General features: G+C 73.9%; 11 protein-coding genes. 9 read left to right on the forward strand and 2 right to left on the reverse strand.

Going from position 1 to position 17408, the window contains the following annotated elements; all coding sequences use genetic code 11:
- Window positions 1–57: 57 nt before the first annotated feature.
- Window positions 58–1494, forward strand: coding sequence for a DUF7059 domain-containing protein (locus tag FHD63_RS01910; RefSeq protein WP_139719671.1), 1437 nt, complete (start codon window positions 58–60; stop codon window positions 1492–1494).
- A 21-nt stretch (window positions 1495–1515) separates the two neighbouring features.
- Here FHD63_RS01910 and FHD63_RS01915 read toward each other — a convergent pair whose 3' ends face one another.
- A complete protein-coding gene (locus FHD63_RS01915; protein ID WP_139719673.1) occupies window positions 1516–2298 on the reverse strand; it encodes a hypothetical protein in 783 nt (260 codons plus the stop codon).
- 104 nt (window positions 2299–2402) lie between these two features.
- Here FHD63_RS01915 and topA point away from each other — a divergent pair, with 104 nt between their 5' ends.
- Window positions 2403–5129 carry a type I DNA topoisomerase gene (topA, locus tag FHD63_RS01920; protein ID WP_139719675.1) on the forward strand — a complete coding sequence of 909 codons (2727 nt, stop codon included), beginning with the start codon at window positions 2403–2405 and terminating at the stop codon, window positions 5127–5129.
- A 12-nt stretch (window positions 5130–5141) separates the two neighbouring features.
- Here topA and FHD63_RS01925 read toward each other — a convergent pair whose 3' ends face one another.
- Window positions 5142–6344, reverse strand: a complete 1203-nt coding sequence (locus tag FHD63_RS01925; protein WP_139719677.1) for a trans-sulfuration enzyme family protein — start codon at window positions 6342–6344, stop codon at window positions 5142–5144.
- Between the two features lie 146 nt (window positions 6345–6490).
- Between FHD63_RS01925 and FHD63_RS01930 the strand changes: the two genes are divergently transcribed.
- From FHD63_RS01930 to FHD63_RS01960, 7 genes are all read left to right on the forward strand, one after another.
- Window positions 6491–7030, forward strand: a complete 540-nt coding sequence (locus FHD63_RS01930; RefSeq protein WP_139719679.1) for a winged helix-turn-helix domain-containing protein — start codon at window positions 6491–6493, stop codon at window positions 7028–7030.
- A gap of 129 nt (window positions 7031–7159) precedes the next feature.
- Window positions 7160–12415, forward strand: coding sequence for a cell wall-binding repeat-containing protein (locus FHD63_RS01935; RefSeq protein WP_238705728.1), 5256 nt, complete (start codon window positions 7160–7162; stop codon window positions 12413–12415).
- A gap of 83 nt (window positions 12416–12498) precedes the next feature.
- Window positions 12499–13008, forward strand: a complete 510-nt coding sequence (locus tag FHD63_RS01940; RefSeq protein ID WP_139719684.1) for an Lrp/AsnC family transcriptional regulator — start codon at window positions 12499–12501, stop codon at window positions 13006–13008.
- A 43-nt stretch (window positions 13009–13051) separates the two neighbouring features.
- On the forward strand, window positions 13052–13816 hold the full coding sequence (locus FHD63_RS01945) for a MerR family transcriptional regulator (protein ID WP_139722924.1): 765 nt from the start codon (window positions 13052–13054) through the stop codon (window positions 13814–13816).
- A gap of 104 nt (window positions 13817–13920) precedes the next feature.
- Complete coding sequence (gene tmk, locus FHD63_RS01950) at window positions 13921–14586, forward strand: dTMP kinase (RefSeq protein WP_139719686.1); 666 nt, start codon at window positions 13921–13923, stop codon at window positions 14584–14586.
- Complete coding sequence (locus FHD63_RS01955; protein ID WP_139719688.1) at window positions 14583–15746, forward strand: DNA polymerase III subunit delta'; 1164 nt, start codon at window positions 14583–14585, stop codon at window positions 15744–15746. The genes tmk and FHD63_RS01955 overlap by 4 nt, the downstream gene beginning before the upstream one ends.
- Before the next feature lie 37 nt (window positions 15747–15783).
- On the forward strand, window positions 15784–17352 hold the full coding sequence (locus tag FHD63_RS01960) for an alpha/beta hydrolase (protein WP_139719690.1): 1569 nt from the start codon (window positions 15784–15786) through the stop codon (window positions 17350–17352).
- Window positions 17353–17408 lie beyond the last annotated feature (56 nt).

Below are 17408 nucleotides of genomic sequence, written 5' to 3' on the forward strand. Positions count from 1 at the left end.
CCGCCCTCCGTCGAGGACCCGGGCCTCCTGGCCGACCTGCGGGCCGACCTGGAGGAGGTGGGCTACACCGTCGACGCGCTGGCCCGGGTGCTCGGGCCGGTGGCGGTCGCGGCGCTGCACCGCGAGCAGCCGCTCCCCGCGCTGCGTGCCACCGAGGGGTCCGACGACCCGGTGGCCGTGCTGTGCCGCCTCTTCGCCCTCGGGAGCGCCGTCCCGCGACGGCTCCTCGACGGTGCCCTGCCCCGGGTCGGCGCCGCGGGCCTGCTGCGGCTGCGCCTGGTCGCCGAGGGCGAGGACGACCTGCTCGTCGCGGCCTGTGACCTGCGTCCCTACGCCACGGAGCAGGAGGCGTGGTGGGTGGTCTCGGACCGCTCGGAGATGGCGAGCGGCGGCCCGCTGCCGACCGACCACGTCCTCGGCATCGGTGGGGCCTCGACCACCCTCGCCAGCTGGGCGCCGCGTCCCCGGGTGGAGCGGGCCCTCGACGTCGGGACGGGCAGCGGGGTCCAGGTCCTGCACCTGGCCGGGCACGCGGCACACCTCGTCGCGACCGACCTCTCCGAGCGGGCCCTGGAGTTCGCCCGGTTCACCCTGGCCCTCAACGGGGTGGACGCCGAGCTGCGGGCGGGCAGCCTGCTGGAGCCGGTGGCCGGCGAGCAGTTCGACCTGGTCGTCAGCAACCCGCCCTTCGTCATCACCCCGAGGCGCACCGGTGTCCCGCTCTACGAGTACCGCGACGGCGGACGGGCGGGCGACACCCTCGTCGCCGGTCTCGTGCGCGAGCTGCGCGGCCACCTGCGGCCCGGCGGCACCGCCCAGCTGCTCGCCAACTGGGAGCTGCGGGCGGGGGAGGACTGGACCGAGCACGTGGGCGCCTGGTTCGCCGGCACCGGGCTGGACGCCTGGGTCGTGCAGCGGGAGGAGCAGGACGTCGCGGACTACGCCGAGACGTGGACGCGCGACGGCGGGCACCAGCCGGGCAGCGCCGACTTCGAGGCGTTGTATGCCGCGTGGCTGGACGACTTCGCCGAGCGCGGGATCGAGCGGCTCGGCTTCGGCGTCGTCACGGTGCGTCGGCCGCGCACCGACCGCGAGCCGTGGCTGGACCTCATGGACGTCCGGGGCGCGGTCGCCTCGCCCATGGGTCCGACGGTGCTCGCCGGGCTGGAGGCCCGCACGTGGCTGGCCGAGCACGGTGACGCCGAGCTGCTGGACACGCCCTGGCAGGTGGCCGACGACGTCACCGAGGACCGCATCGGCCGGCCCGGCGACCCCGACCCCCAGGTGATCCAGGTCCGGCAGGGTGGCGGGCTGGCCCGCACCGTGCGCCTGGACACGCTCGGTGCCGGCCTGGTGGGGGCCTGCGACGGGGAACTCACCGCACGGCAGCTGTGCTCCGGCCTGGCCGTCCTCACCGACCAGCCCGCGTCCGACGTGGAGCAGGCCGTCCTGCCGACCCTGCGCGAGCTGGTCAAGGACGGGCTGCTGCGCTGAGTCCGTCGCCCGCGGGCTCGGTCAGACCGAGCCGAAGCGGTAGGCGCTGCGGGAGATGAAGAACTGCCGGCCGAGGTCCCCGCTGCGGCAGGTGACGCCGTCCTCGCTGGACAGGCAGGTGGTGTCCCCGACCCGCAGCGTGAGGCCGTACTCCAGGACGGCCGCGTCGGTGTCCTCCACGCCGGTCGTCGGTGCCCCCACCGCCTCGGCCCACCAGCCGCCCTGGGTGGCGGCGGCGGTGCTGGTGAGCGTCTCCGGCGGGCACGTCCAGACGCCTCCGGCGTCGGTGAGCACCATGGTGTCGGCCGCGTCCGCGGAGCACTCGCCGACACCGTCCTCGACCAGGTGGTCGGGGTTGGGCGAGTAGGTCTTGTCGAGCAGCTGGCAGGACGCGCTCGGGCCGTTCAGCACGCAGGCGAGGTTGCCCGTCGGGGTCACGAAGGCCGCCCGGTCGCCCTGCACGGTGATGGTGGAGCCGTCCTCGGACACGCTGCGATCGCCGCGGTCGGGCTCGATGTCGGCCGGCGCGGTGGGCGGGGGTGCCGCCTCCGCAGCGGGCGCGTCCGCCGTGCTGCTCGTGCCGTCCCCGCCGCCGTCGGCGTCGCCACCACCCTCCGTCGGCGTCGCCGTCTGCCCACCGCCGGACGAGGCGTCGTCCTCGCCCCCGGCGGGGTCGTCGTCGCAGCCGGCGAGGAGCACCGCGCCGAGGGCGAGGAGGACGGCCGCCGACCTCGTCGTCCCGGTCCGGGCATGACCGCTCCGCCGGGTCCTGCTCGTCCTCGGGGTCGCACCGTTCGCCGCCATAGGGAGCCAGCGTAGCCCGCGCCCCGCCATGGGCTACGGTGACGCCCGAGGTCCCGTGTCGGAGGTCGCGACGAATCCGCGGCACACGGGGCGAAGGAGATCCTGTGGCACCTGGCACCAAGCTGGTCATCGTCGAGTCCCCGGCGAAGGCGCAGAAGATCGGCGAGTACCTCGGCAAGGACTTCCGGGTCGACGCGAGCGTCGGGCACATCCGGGACCTGCCGAACCCCTCCGAGCTCCCTGCCGACATGAAGAAGGGCCCCTACGGCAAGTTCGCGATCGCCGTCGACGACGGCTTCGAGCCCTACTACGTGGTCGACGCGGACAAGAAGAAGAAGGTCACCGAGCTCAAGCGCGCCCTCAAGGACGCCGACGAGCTCTTCCTCGCGACCGACGAGGACCGGGAGGGGGAGGCGATCGCCTGGCACCTGCTCGAGGTCCTCAAGCCCAAGGTGCCGGTGCGCCGCATGGTCTTCCACGAGATCACCAAGGAGGCCATCCAGCGAGCCGTCAACGACACCCGGGAGCTCGACACCCACCTCGTCGACGCCCAGGAGAGCCGCCGGATCCTCGACCGGCTCTACGGCTACGAGGTCTCGCCCGTGCTGTGGCGCAAGGTCAAGCAGGGGCTGTCGGCCGGCCGCGTGCAGTCGGTGGCGACCCGGCTCGTGGTGGAGCGCGAGCGGGAGCGGATGGCCTTCAAGATCGCGTCCTACTGGGACGTCGAGGGCGAGTTCGCCCCCGGCGGCAACAGCGGGCAGGGCTTCGAGGCCAAGCTCACCGGGATCGACGGCTCCAAGGTCGCCAGCGGTCGCGACTTCGCCGACGACGGCACCCTGAAGTCCACGAAGGCCGTGCAGCTGGACGCCGCCGCGGCGGAGGCGATCGCCTCCGGCACCCGCGAGGCCGACGTCGTGGTGCGGGAGGTCTCGGAGAAGCCCTACACGCGTCGCCCCTCGGCGCCCTTCACCACCTCGACGCTGCAGCAGGAGGCCTCCCGCAAGCTGCGGATGAACAGCCAGAGCACCATGCGCACCGCGCAGCGGCTCTACGAGAACGGCTACATCACCTACATGCGGACCGACTCGACCAGCCTGTCGAGCCAGGCGGTGAGCGCCGCCCGCAGCCAGGCCCGCGACATGTACGGCGCCGACTTCGTGCCCGAGACCCCGCGGACCTACGGCAAGAAGAGCAAGAACGCCCAGGAGGCGCACGAGGCGATCCGCCCCGCGGGCGACTCCTTCCGCACCCCGGCGCAGGTGGCCGGTGAGATCAGGGGCGGCGAGTACGCGCTCTACGAGCTCATCTGGAAGCGCACCGTCGCCTCCCAGATGGCCGACGCCAAGGGGTCCACCGCCAGCGTCAAGCTCACCGCCACCCTGCCGCAGGGCACCAGCGCGGCGGGCACGACGTACTCCAGCGCGGAGTACTCCGCGTCCGGCACCGTCATCACCTTCCGCGGCTTCCTCGCCGCCTACGAGGAGGGCCGCGACGAGAGCCGCTACGGCGACGACAGCGCGATGGGTATGCGGCTGCCCAAGCTGAGCGAGGGTGTCGCGCTGGAGACGCTGCGGGCCGAGGCCCAGGGTCACCAGACCAGCCCGCCGGCCCGCTACACCGAGGCCACGCTGGTCAAGGCGCTGGAGGAGCGCGGCATCGGCCGGCCCTCGACCTACGCGGCGACCGTCGGCACGATCCAGGACCGCGGCTACGTGCACAGCCGCGGCTCGGCGCTGGTGCCGACCTGGCTGGCCTTCGCGGTGACCCAGCTCCTCGAGCAGCACTTCCCGCGGCTGGTCGACTACGACTTCACCGCGTCGATGGAGAGCGACCTCGACAAGATCGCCCACGGCGAGGAGCAGCGGGTGGCGTGGTTGCAGCGCTTCTACTTCGGCGACCAGGCGACCAGCACGGAGGGGCTGCGCGACCTCGTCGCCGACCTCGGCGACATCGACGCCCGCGCGGTCTCGGCGGTGACGACCGGAGACGGGACGGTCGTGCGGGTCGGTCGCTACGGGCCCTACGTCGAGCTGCCCGGCGAGGACGGCGAGACGCCGCGGCGCGCCACCGTGCCGGACGAGATCGCCCCGGACGAGATGACCGCGGCCAAGGCGGAGGAGCTGCTCGCCGCCGCCGCGGACGACGGGCGGGTGCTGGGCACCGACCCCGAGACCGGCCGGGAGATCATCGCCAAGAACGGCCGTTACGGCCCCTACGTCACCGAGGTGGTCGAGGACGAGGAGGGCGAGACCAAGGGCGCCAAGAAGAAGGCCAAGGTCAAGCCCCGCACGGGGTCGCTCTTCGCCGACATGGACCTGGCCACCATCGAGCTGGACACGGCGCTGCGGCTGCTGTCGCTGCCCCGGGTCGTCGGCCAGGACGCCGAGGGGGTGGACATCACCGCCCAGAACGGGCGCTACGGCCCCTACCTCAAGAAGGGCACCGACAGCCGCTCGCTGGAGACCGAGGCGCAGATCTTCGACATCACCCTCGAGGAGGCGCTGGCGATCTACGCCCAGCCCAAGCAGCGCGGGCGCGGGGCGGCCAAGCCGCCGCTCGCCGAGTTCGGCGAGGACCCGGTGTCGGGGCGCAAGGTCGTCGCCAAGGACGGCCGGTTCGGGCCCTACGTCACCGACGGGGAGACCAACGCCACCCTGCGCCGCGGCGACGACCCCGAGACGCTCACCGAGGAGCGGGCCTTCGAGCTGCTCGCGGAGAAGCGCTCCAAGGGGCCGACCACCCGCAAGAAGCCGGCGACGCGGGCGAAGACCACGCGCAAGGCCCCGGCGAAGAAGGGCTCCACCACCCGGGCGTCGACGAAGAAGTCCTGAGCGGGCTGCCTCTCACACCGTGGTGGTCACCGGGTGCTCGTCGCGGACCAGCGCGGCGAGCGCCTGCTCGAGGTCGTCGATGAGGTCCTCGGGCGCCTCCAGGCCCACGGACAGGCGCAGGATGCCGGCGCCGGGCCGCGCCTCCGCCGCGACCGGGCGGTGGGTGAGGGCGGCGGGGTGCTGCACGAGGGAGTCCACACCGCCGAGGGAGACGGCGTGGGTGATGAGCCGGCAGCCCTGCGCCACCGCCGCGGCGGCCTCGTAGCTGCCGAGGTCGACGGCGAGCACGGCACCTGGGCCGGCCATCTGACGACCGATGAGCCGACGCGGGTCGCCGTCCGCGCCGGGGTAGAAGATCTCCCGCACCGCGGGATGGCCGCGCAGCCACCGGGCCACCACCTGGGCGCCCTCCTGCTGGGCCCGCACCCGCAGCGGCAGCGTCTGCAGCCCGCGGTGCGCGAGGTAGGCCGACAGCGGGTGCAGCACGGCCCCGGTGACGGCGCGCACCGGTCGGATCCGCCCGGCCCAGGCCTCGGAGGTGACGACCGCCCCGGCGAGGACGTCGCCGTGCCCGGCGAGGAACTTGGTGACCGAGTGCAGGACGATGCTCGCGCCCAGCTCCAGGGGCCGCTGCAGGACCGGGGTCGCGAAGGTGTTGTCCACGAGCACGGGCACCTCACCGGCGGCGGCGACCACCTCGCGGAGGTCGACGAGGTCGAGGGTGGGGTTGGCGGGGGTCTCGACGACGACGAGGCCGGTGTCGGCCTCGAGCGCGCCGGCGACCCCCTCAGGGTCGGTCCACGTCACCCGGGTGCCGAGGAGCCCGGTCGCGAGCAGGTGGTCGGAGCCGCCGTAGAGCGGGCGGACCGCCACGACGTGGGGGGTGCCGGCGCCGGTGCAGGCCAGCAGCACGGCGCTCAGCGCCGCCATGCCGGAGGCGAAGGCCACCCCCGCCTCCCCGCCCTCGAGCTCGGCGAGGGCCTCCTCGAAACGGGCCACCCCCGGGCTCCACAGCCGCTGGTAGACCGCGGACTGGCCGTCCAGGCGCGCCCCGCCACCGGCCATCTGGTCGTAGGCCTCCCCGCCGGTCTCGACGTCCGGCAACGGGTAGGTGCTGGACAGGTCGATGGGGGGCACGTGGACCCCGAGCGCGGTGAGGTCGGCGCGGCCGGCGTGGACGGCGCGGGTGTCGAGGTCGGGGCGAGGCAGCGGCATACCCACATGATGCGGATGCTGCGGCATACAGTCAAGAATGCGGCAGGATCAGCGGTAGATTCTCTATCTGCTGACGTGACGTGCGACAGAAGAGGGATATCGCCGCAGGTCGTGACATCGGCTCCGGACGCCACTAGGGTTCGGCCATGGGGGTGACTCGCATCGAGGACGTGCGGCCGGATCCGGACGGCGGTCGGTCCATGGTGCTCGTCATCGCAGCCACCCGGGCCGAGCGCGAGCGCCTCCTCGCCCGGCTCCCCGACGGCGTGCGAGTCGTCCTCGCGACCAGCAGGCAGCATGCCGCCGCCCTGTTGAGCTCCGGCGCGGCGGAGCCGGGCTGCCCCGGGGTGGAGGGCGCGCCCCGCCCGGACGTCGTCCTGGACCCCGAGGCGCGCACGGTGGCCGCCGGGGGCAGGGCGGTGCGCCTGACCCCCCTGGAGTACGACGTCCTCACCCTGCTCGTCTCCGACCAGGGGCACGCGTGGTCGATCCAGGAGCTCTCCCGCGACGTGTGGGGCACGTCCTTCGTGGGGGACGGGGAGCAGGTCCGTTCGGTCATCAAGAGGCTGCGGCGCAAGCTCGGCGGGGCGCGGCTGCCGGTGACGGTCGAGACCGTCCGCGGGTGCGGTTTCCAGGCCCGTGCGCTGACCGTCACGCCGCCGACGGGTGCGGCCGCCGGCGGGTGAGACTGCCCGACGATTGCCCCGTGCCGGTCGTTGTGGCCCGCCCCGGCGCTCCCTACCGTCAGGTCATCCGATCATGGCAGGACGTGCTGGGAGGCCGACATGGTTCAGGCAGGGGTATGGCGCAGGGCAGTGGCAGGGCTGAGCGGGCTGGGGGTGGTGCTGGCCGGGGTGGTGGCCACGGGCCCCGCGCTCGCGGCCCCGGCGCCGGACGCCGAGGGCAAGATCGAGCAGGCGGTGCGGGAGGAGTTCGAGACGCAGGAGCGGGTCGACTTCTGGGTGCGCCTGGAGGAACGCCCCGACCTGACGCAGTTCGAGGGGGTGCAGGACTGGGCCGCCCGTGGTCAGGGGGTGTATGACGCGCTGACCAGCACCGCGACGGCCAGCCAGGCGGGCGTCCGGGCCAAGCTGGACGCCGAGGGGGCGACCTACGAGGCCCACTGGATCACCAACGCGGTGCACGTGACGGCCGGCTCGGAGGACCTCGCGCTGGCCCTGGCGGGGCGTGCGGAGGTCGAGGGGGTCTACCCGACCCGCGCCTACGACGTGCCCGAGGTGACCCCGGTGGAGACGTCGGCGGTCGGCCCGGCGGCGGTCGAGTGGGGGATCGCCGACATCAACGCGGACGACGTGTGGAGCGAGTACGGCGTCACCGGCGAGGGCATCGTCGTCGCCACCATCGACACCGGTGTGCAGTACGACCACCCCGCGCTCGTGCAGCAGTACCGCGGCACCAACGGGGACGGCACCTTCGACCACGACTACAACTGGTTCGACGCGGCCGGGGTGTCCCCCGAGGAGCCGGTCGACGTCGACGCCCACGGCACCCACGTCACCGGCACCATGGTCGGCGACGACGGCGGCGACAACCAGGTCGGCGTCGCCCCGGGCGCACGGTGGATCGCGGCCAACGGCTGCTGCCCCTCCGACGAGGCGCTCATCACGAGCGGGGAGTGGATGCTCGCACCGACCCGGGTCGACGGCAGCGACCCGGACCCCGCCCAGCGGCCGCACGTCATCAACAACTCGTGGGGCTCCGGCATACCGTCCAACGACCCCTTCATGGAGGACGTCTCGCTCGCCTGGGCCGCGGCCGGCCAGTTCGGGGTCTGGGCCAACGGCAACATCGGCCCGGGCTGCGAGACCTCCGGGTCGCCGGGCAGCCTGGCCGTCAACTACTCGGTCGGCAACTACGACGCCGGGCACCAGATCAACGACAGCTCCAGCCGCGGCGCGGGCCAGGACGGGGTGACCAAGCCCGACGTGTCGGCGCCCGGCACCGCCGTGCGCTCCTCGGTCCCCGGCAACGACTACGCCGCGTTCACCGGCACCTCGATGGCCTCGCCGCACGTGGCGGGGTCGATCGCCCTGCTGTGGTCGAGCGCTCCGCTGCTCGTCGGCGACCTCGAGGCGACCAAGGAGCTGCTGGACGGCACCGCCGTCGACAGCCCGGACGACCAGTGCGGTGGCACCGACGACGACAACAACGTCTTCGGCGAAGGACGCCTGGACGCCCTCGCGCTGGTGGCGGCAGCCCCCCGCGGGGACACCGGGTTCGTCGAGGGCACCGTGACCGACGCCGCCTCCGGCGACCCGCTGAGCCGTGCGCAGGTGAGCCTGGAGGGCCCGCTGGAGCGTGAGCTCACGACCGACGCCGAGGGCAGGTACCGCGCCCTGGTGAGCGCCGGTGACTACGCCGTCACCGCCTCCAGCTTCGGCTGGGTCGCCGGCACCGCCGAGGTCACCGTGCCCGTGGACGGCACGGTGGTGCAGGACTTCGCTCTCGACCGGGCGCCCACCGGCACCCTCAGCGGGACCGTCACCGACGGCTCCGGCCAGGGCTACCCCCTCTACGCCAAGGTCTCCGTCGGGGGCGCGACGCTGACGACGTTCACCGACCCGCTCGACGGGAGCTACGCCCTCGACGTCCCGCTGGGGACCCCGGTCGCGGTGCGGGTCGAGGCGCAGTACCCCGGCTACACGGTCGTCACCGAGGAGGTGTCGCTCGCGGGGGACCAGACGCTCGACGTGAGCATGCTGGTGGACGTCCTCACCTGCGTCGCGAACGGGTACGCCGCCAGCTCCACCGGCCTGACCGAGTCCTTCGACGCCCTCGAGCTGCCGACCGGGTGGGCCGTCGAGGACAACCTCGGCGAGGGCCAGGTGTGGACCTTCGACGACCCGGGCGGGATCGGCAACCTCACCGGCGGCGAGGGTGGCTTCGCCGACGTCAACAGCGACTTCTACGGCCCGGGCGGCAGCCAGGACACCTCGCTGGTCTCCCCGGTCGTGGACCTCACGGGGCAGACCACCCCCGTCGTCGCCTTCGACCACTTCTACGTCGAGCTCGGTGACACCGCCGACCTGGACGTGAGCATCGACGGCGGTGACACCTGGACCACCGTGAAGACGTACACCGGTGAGCAGATCGAGGTCAGGGACACCGTCCCGCTGCCGATGGCGGCCGGGCAGAGCCAGGTGCAGGTGCGCTGGCACTTCTACGACGCCAGCTGGACGCTCTGGTGGCAGGTGGACGACGTGCTGCTCGGCAGCCTGTCGTGCGACCCGGTCGGTGAGGGCGGGTATGTCGTCGGCACGGTCTCCTCCGCCGTCGACGGCGAGCCGATCAGCGGCGCGACGGTGACCGACCTGGACTCCGGCGACGCCGGCACGAGCAAGGACACGCCGACGGACGAGGGGCAGGACGACGGCTTCTACTGGCTGTTCAGCTCGTCGGCCGGGGAGCACCCGTTCGAGGCGACCGCCCGCACCTACAGCCCGGCGACGCAGGACGTGAGCGTCCCCGACGAGGGCGCGGTCCGCGCCGACTTCGAGCTGGAGGGCGGCGTGCTCACGGTGGACCCGGGGTCGATCGAGACCGACGTGGTGCTCGGCGAGTCCGAGACCCGCGACCTCACGGTGAGCAACGAGGGCACCGTCACGGCCGAGGTGGAGCTGCGGGAGGTGGCCGGTGACATGAGCATCCTGCGTGCCGACGGCTCCCGGTTCTCCGCCGCCGACGCCCTCGCCGCCGACGGGGCGCCGCTGCGCACCCTCGACGTCACGCCCTCCTTCACCGCGGCGCCCGGGACGGGTGAGGACACCCCGTCCTCCCGTGCCCCGCAGGAGGAGCCGTGGACCGAGCTCACGCCCTACCCGACCGGCACGATGGACAGCCGGGTCGTGGCCCTCGAGGGCCAGTGGTACGTCGTGGGTGGCAGCGACGGCGCCGTACCGACGGACGCGGTCCACCGCTACGACAACGCCACGATGGAGTGGACCGAGGTCGCGCCCCTGCCGATGACGGTCAACGCCCCCGCCGCTGCCGTGGTGGGCGGCCAGATCGTGGTGTCCGGCGGGTGGGACGACACCGGCACGACGACCGGTGCCACCTTCGTCTACGACGTCGGCGCCGATGCCTGGACCCAGGTCGCGGACAACCCGTCCGCGGTCTCGGCCGCCGGGCAGGGTGTCGTGGACGGGTTGTTCTACACCGTCGGCGGGTGCACCACCGGTGACTGCGCGCCGGCCTCACCCGCCGTCACCGCGTACGACCCGGCCTCCGACTCCTGGGAGCAGGTGGCGGACTACCCGGAGGGGATCGCCTTCGCCTCCTGCGGTGGCGCCGAGGGTCAGCTCTACTGCTCCGGTGGTGTCGACCCCGACTCGGGCTCCAGCTCGGCGGCCACCTACGCCTACGACCCGGTGACCGACACCTGGTCACCGGTCGCGGACGCCCCCAGCGACCACTGGGCGGCGGCCTACGCGGCGGCCGGCGGCCGGCTGGTGGTCAGCGGCGGGGTGCAGCAGGGCGACCTGTCCAACGAGACCTTCGGCTACGACCCGGGGACCGACACGTGGGTCGACCTGCCGAACGCCAACGTGGCCCGCTACCGCGGAGCGGGGGCCTGCGGCTTCGTCACGGTGGGGGGGACCGACGGTGGGGTCGCCTCCGACGTGGTCGAGCTCCTGCCCGGGCTCGACGAGTGCTCCGACGCCGGTGCGGACGTGCCCTGGCTCTCGCTCTCGCGGACCGAGCTGACGCTCGAGCCGGGGGAGTCGGCGACCGTCCAGGTGACGACCGACGGCGACGTGGCCCAGCCCGGCGTCTACACCGCGGGCGTCCGCGCCACCGGTGGCGTGGCCGGCACCGACCCCACCACGGAGGTGACCATGACGGTCCAGCCGCCGGCGACCTGGGGCAAGCTGGCGGGTCTCGTCGAGGGTGAGGACTGCGAGGGCGCCACGGACCCGCTCGGCGGGGCCGTCGTGGACGCGACCCCCGAGCGGCCCGACCAGCCGCGCTGGCGGATGGTGACCGACACGGACGGTCGCTACGCCCGGTGGATCGACACGCGCGTCGGGGACCTGGAGCTGCTCGCCTCCGCGACGGCACACCTCGCCGACAGCGCGACGGTCAGCCCCCGGCGAGGTGAGGTCGTGGAGCAGGACTTCGCCCTGCTCCACGAGGACTGCGGCACGCCGCCCGGGCAGGTCGGTCCCGAGGTCGCGCGGATCGCGGGGGAGGACCGCTACGGCACCGCCGTCTTGCTGTCCCGGACCTTCGACCCGGGCGTGGAGGCGGTCTTCGTCGCCACCGGTGCCGACTACCCGGACGCCCTGGCCGCGGCCGCACGGGCCGGCAGCATCGGCGCACCCGTGCTCCTCACCAAGGCCGACCGGCTCCCGGCGGCGACCGCCGGGGAGCTGGAGCGGCTCGACCCTCAGGAGGTCGTCGTCCTCGGCGGCGACGGCGCGATCGAGGACGACGTCGTCGAGGCGATCGAGGAGTCCGCCCGGGTGGACGCGAGGCGACTGGCCGGGAAGGACCGCTACGGCACGGCAGCGCTCATCGCGGCCGAGGTCGGCACGGCGGAGACGGCCTACGTCGCCACCGGTCGGGACTACCCGGACGCGCTGGCCGGTGCGGCCCGCGCCGGCCGCTCGGACGCGCCGGTGCTGCTCGTGCGGCCCGACGCCGTGCCGGCCGCCACGGCGGCGGCGCTCGACGACCTCGACGTGGAGCAGATCGTGCTGCTCGGCGGCGAGGGCGTCGTCGACGACGAGGTCGAGGCCGCGCTGGAGGAGTGGGGCGAGGTCACGCGGGTGGCCGGGAAGGACCGGTACGCCACGGCCGCGCTGCTGGCCGAGGCGGACGACACCCGCGCCCAGGTCCTGGTCGCCTCCGGTCAGAACTGGCCGGACGCGCTGGCCGGGGCGGCGGCCGCGGGCACCGTGGACGCGCCCCTGCTCCTCGTCCGTCACGACTCCGTCCCGCCGTCCACCTGGACGACCCTCGAGCGCCTCCAGCCGGCCCTCATCAGCGTCCTCGGTGGCGACGGAGCCGTGGCCGACGCCGTCCTGGAGGAGCTGCGGACCCTCGAGTAGGGACGACCGGACCGGCAGCCCGACCGAGCCCCCGCCCGGTCGGGCTGCCGCGGTCTGCGCGGCGGACGGCATACCCTGACCTCGTGCCGAAGAATCCTCGTGACGACAAGCCGCTCGACGACACCGACCAGGCGCTCGTGCGCCTGCTCGAGCTGGACGGGCGGATGTCCAACGCGATGCTGGCCCGCGAGGTCGGCGTCGCCGAGTCCACCTGCCTGGTCCGGGTGCGGTCGCTGCGCGAGCGCGGCGTCGTGCGGGGCATCCATGCCGACATCGACCCGGTGGCGGTGGGCAGACCGGTCGAGGCCATGATCGCCATCCGCTTCGGCGGGCACCGGCGCGCGAACTTCGAGGAGTTCACCCGCGAGGTGCCGCAGCTGCCGGGGGTGCTGGGGGCCTTCCACGTCTCCGGGGCCATCGACTACTACGTCCACGTGGCAGTCCCGAGCGCCGACGCGCTGCGCGACTTCGTCCTCGACCACCTCACCAACCGCCCCGGTGTCCTCCACGCCGAGACCAGCCTCATCTTCGAGTCGCTGCGCGGGCGCGGCACCATGACCGCCACGGACGAGGGCCCCACCGGCGAGGCTTGACCCTCACGCTCGGTGAGGCTGCACGCTGGGGCACGTGACGCAGATGACGGCGCAGGAGACGTGGACGGTCGGCCAGGTGGCCGCCGAGGTCGGCGTGAGCATCCGCACGCTGCACCACTACGACGAGATCGGTCTGGTGGTGCCGGGTGATCGGAGCCACGCCGGCTACCGGCTCTACACCGCGGCCGACCTCTCCCGGCTCCAGCACGTCGTCGTCTACCGCAGGCTGGGCTTCGGCCTGGAGGAGATCGCCGAGCTGCTGCAGCAGGACGCCGACGTCGTGGCGCACCTGCGGCGGCAGCGGGCGAGCGTCACGGACCGCATCGGGCAGCTGAAGGAGCTGACCCGGTTGATCGACGCAGCACTGGAGGACGAGATGAGTGGCAACCAGGTGAGCAGTGCCGAGCTCCGGCAGATCTTCGGCGACGGCTTCGACGACGACTACGCCGTCGAGGCGCAGCAGCGGTGGGGTGACACGGACGCGTGGGCGGAGTCGGCCCGACGCACCCAGGGCTACTCCGTCGAGCAGTGGCAGCAGGTCAAGGACGAGCAGGACGACCTCAACGCCCGCTTCGTGGCGGCGATGCAGGCCGGTGAGGCTCCCGGCTCCGAGGTCGGCACGGCGCTCGCCGAGGAGGCCCGCCAGCAGATCTGCCGCTGGTTCTACGACTGCCCGCCGCAGATGCACGCCGCGATCGCGCAGATGTACGTCACCGACCCCCGGTTCACCGCGACCTACGAGGACATCGCGGCGGGGCTGGCGCAGTACGTCCACGACGCGGTCGTCGCCAACGCCGCCCGCGGGTGAGCCGGGCAGGCGCCGGCGGCCGGACCGCCGGCGCCCGCCCGGGGTCGGGGGTGGCCGCTGTGGACGGCGGCGGGCCCGTCATCCCCGTCCCGTAGGCTGCCCACGTGACCCAGCCGACCCCGCCCGCCGCGACCGGACGCGGTCGTGGGCGGGGTCTGTTCATCGCCGTCGAGGGGGGCGACGGGGCCGGGAAGTCGACGCAGTCCGCCCGTCTGGGGGAGTGGCTGCAGGGGCAGGGGTATGCCGTGCGCCACACCCGGGAGCCCGGTGGCACCGCGCTGGGGCGCACCCTGCGCGAGCTGGTGCTGCACGGTGAGGACGGGTCGGTGTCGCCGCGCGCCGAGGCGCTCATCTTCGCGGCCGACCGGGCCCACCACGTGGCGACCGTCGTCCGGCCGGCCCTGGAGCGCGGCGAGGTCGTCATCACCGACCGCTACCTCGACTCCTCGGTCGCCTACCAGGGGGCGGCCAGGGCCCTGGGCCACGACGAGGTGCGCGAGCTCTCGCTCTGGGCGACCGGAGGCCTGCTGCCGGACCTCACCGTCCTGCTCGACGTGAGCGCCGAGCAGGGACGGGCGCGGCGCGGCCGGGTCCACGACCGGCTGGAGCGCGAGACCGACGACTTCCACGACCGGGTGCGTCACGGCTTCCTCGACCTCGCGGCCCGCGCGCCCGAGCGCTACCTCGTGCTCGACGCGAGCGCGGACGCCGGCCGGCTGGCCGAGCAGGTGCGCGAGCGCCTGGCCCCGTTGCTGACGGGGGCGCGATGAGCGTCTTCGGCCAGCTCGTCGGCCAGCCGCGGGTGGTGCAGACGCTGCGCCGGGCCTCCGGGGACCCGGCGTCCATGACCCACGCCTGGCTCTTCACCGGCCCCCCTGGGTCGGGTCGCTCGGTCGCCGCCCGCACCTTCGCCGCAGCGCTCCAGTGCGAGCAGCAGGCGGGCGGGCCGGAGCAGGTGGGGTGCGGCCGGTGCCAGCCGTGCCGGATGGTCATGGCCGGCAGCCACCCGGACGTGCGCATCGTCGACACGGAGCAGACCTTCATCAAGGTCGACGAGGCGCGCGAGCTGGTGCTGGAGGCACAGGCCCGGCCCAGCCTCGGCCGCTGGCGGGTCATGGTCGTCGAGGACGCCGACCGGCTCAACGACTACTCGGCCAACACCTTGCTCAAGTCGCTGGAGGAGCCGACGGCGCGGACGGTGTGGATGCTGTGCGCCCCCTCCCTGGAGGACGTCCTCGTGACCATCCGCTCGCGCTGCCGGCACGTGCGGCTCGGGACCCCGTCCGCGGGCGCGGTCGCCGACCTGCTCATCGAGCGCGACGGCATCGACCCGGCGATGGCGCACTACGCCGCGCGGGCCGCGCAGAGCCACATCGGCATCGCCAGACGCCTGGCGACCGACGAGCACGCACGAGCCCGCCGCCGGGAGATCACCGGCATACCCCTCTCGCTGGGCTCGCTGGGCGACGCCCTCCGGGCCGCGCAGGACCTCGTCGACGAGGCCGGCGAAGGGGCCAAGGCCACCTCGGCGGACCACGCGGAGGAGCAGCGCCGCGACCTGCTCGAGCAGCTGGGCGCGGACGCCTCGGCCCGCACCCAGCCGCCGTCGGTGCGCGCCCACTTGCGCCGCCTGGACGACCGGCTCAAGGCCGAGGCCAAGCGGCAGCAGCACGACAGCATCGACGCGGCGCTCACCGACCTCGCCTCGGTCTACCGCGACGCCCTGCTCGTGGCGACCGGGGCGTCGGTGGAGCGGATCAACGCCAGCGAGCCGGAGCAGATCGAGCGGCTCGCGCGTTCCTTCACACCAGAGGGCCTGCTCGGGGCGCTGGAGACGATCGGCGACGCGCGCCGGCGCCTCGTCGCCAACGGCGCGCCGCTGCTGGTCCTGGAGGCCATGATGATTGGGTTGCTCTTGCCCCGGGGGTGAGACCAGACGGGAAGGGACACACCACGTGCGAACCTCGATGACGGCCAGGGCGGTCGCCGCACTCAGCGCGCTCGCGCTGCTGTCGGCCTGCACCGACGACGCGCCGGACCCGGCGTCCTCCGAGGACGGCGGGGCGACCTCGTCGCAGGCCGAGGACGGTGGCGGTGAGGCGCGAGCCACCTCGACCCCGGTCGCCGACGGGGCGCCGGAGGGGCTGGAGGACTACTACTCCCAGGAGCTGGAGTGGAGCGCGTGCGAGGGCGACTTCGAGTGCGCCTCCCTCACCGTCCCGCTGGACTACGCCGAGCCGCAGGGGCAGACGATCGACCTCGCGCTGCTGCGCAGCCCGGCCGGGGGTGAGGCGCAGGGCTCGCTCGTGGTCAACCCGGGCGGTCCGGGGGGCTCCGGTGTCGACTACGCGATGAGCGCCGGTATGGCGATCTCCGCGCCGGTGCGCGAGGTCTACGACGTCGTGGGCTTCGACCCGCGGGGCGTCGCCCGGTCGGCGCCCATCACCTGCTTCGACGACGCGCAGATGGACGAGTTCCTCTCCTCGGACCCCTCCCCGGACGACGCCGCCGAGGAGGAGGCGTCCCAGGAGCTGGTCGAGGACTTCGCGCAGGCCTGCGGCACCAACGCCCCCGACCTCATCGGGCACGTCTCGACGGTCGAGGCCGCTCGCGACATCGACGTGCTGCGGGCGGCCCTCGGCGACGAGGAGCTGACCTACTTCGGCGCGTCCTACGGCACCTTCCTCGGCACGACCTACGCCGCGCTCTTCCCGGACCGGGTGGGGCGGCTGGTGCTGGACGGCGCCATCGACCCCGAGCTCACCGGCCTGGAGATGGGGCTCGGTCAGGCCGAGGGGTTCGAGCGGGCCACCCGCGCCTACGTCGAGGACTGCGTGGCCGGCGGGGAGTGTCCGCTGGGTTCGGACGTCGAGTCGGCCATGGCGCGGATCCCGGCCTTCCTGGACGAGCTGGACTCCGCGCCGCTCCCGGTCGGGGACGACGCGGCCGGCGAGCTCACCGAGGGCTGGGGGATGTACGGCATCATCGTCGCGATGTACGACCAGAACGCCTGGCCGGTCCTGTCCCAGGCCTTCGACCGGGCGTTCCAGGGCGACGGCACGCTGCTCATGTACCTCGCCAACCTCTACGCCTCTCGGGGCAGCGACGGCAGCTACGACGGCAACGGCATGCAGGCGATCTACGCGGTGAACTGCCTCGACCGGCCGGCCGGCTCCGACGGGGAGGACCTCGACTCGGACGCGGTCGAGCAGCAGTTCGAGGAGGTGTCCCCGACGTGGGGCCGCTACCTCGCCGGTGAGGGTGCGTGCGAGTACTGGCCCGCGCAGGCGAGCGAGACCGTGGAGGACTACTCGGCGCAGGGTGCCGACCCCATCCTGGTCATCGGCACCACCCGGGACCCGGCCACGCCCTACGAGTGGGCCGAGGGGCTCGCCGAGACGCTGGACTCCGGCGTGCTGCTCTCCTACGACGGCGACGGCCACACGGCGTACGGCCGCTCCAACGACTGCGTCGACGACGCCGTGGACGCCTACCTGCTCGAGGGGACCGTCCCCGAGGACGGCACCACCTGCTGACCCGGCCCGGGGGGACCCACCGGACGAGCGACGCCCCCGACCGAGGGTCGAGGGCG

Origin of the sequence: Serinicoccus chungangensis, assembly GCF_006337125.1 — a bacterium.
GTDB classification, from domain to species: Bacteria; Actinomycetota; Actinomycetes; order Actinomycetales; family Dermatophilaceae; genus Ornithinicoccus; species Ornithinicoccus chungangensis.

Bases quoted from the DNA above. Each gene is read 5' to 3' on its own strand.
- FHD63_RS01915 (WP_139719673.1), bottom strand. From the start codon at position 2,298: ATGGCGGCGAACGGTGCGACCCCGAGGACGAGCAGGACCCGGCGGAGC.
- FHD63_RS01925 (WP_139719677.1), bottom strand. From the start codon at position 6,344: ATGCCGCTGCCTCGCCCCGACCTCGACACCCGCGCCGTCCACGCCGGC.
- FHD63_RS01930 (WP_139719679.1), top strand. From the start codon at position 6,491: ATGGGGGTGACTCGCATCGAGGACGTGCGGCCGGATCCGGACGGCGGT.
- FHD63_RS01945 (WP_139722924.1), top strand. From the start codon at position 13,052: ATGACGGCGCAGGAGACGTGGACGGTCGGCCAGGTGGCCGCCGAGGTC.
- FHD63_RS01955 (WP_139719688.1), top strand. From the start codon at position 14,583: ATGAGCGTCTTCGGCCAGCTCGTCGGCCAGCCGCGGGTGGTGCAGACG.
- FHD63_RS01960 (WP_139719690.1), top strand. From the start codon at position 15,784: ATGACGGCCAGGGCGGTCGCCGCACTCAGCGCGCTCGCGCTGCTGTCG.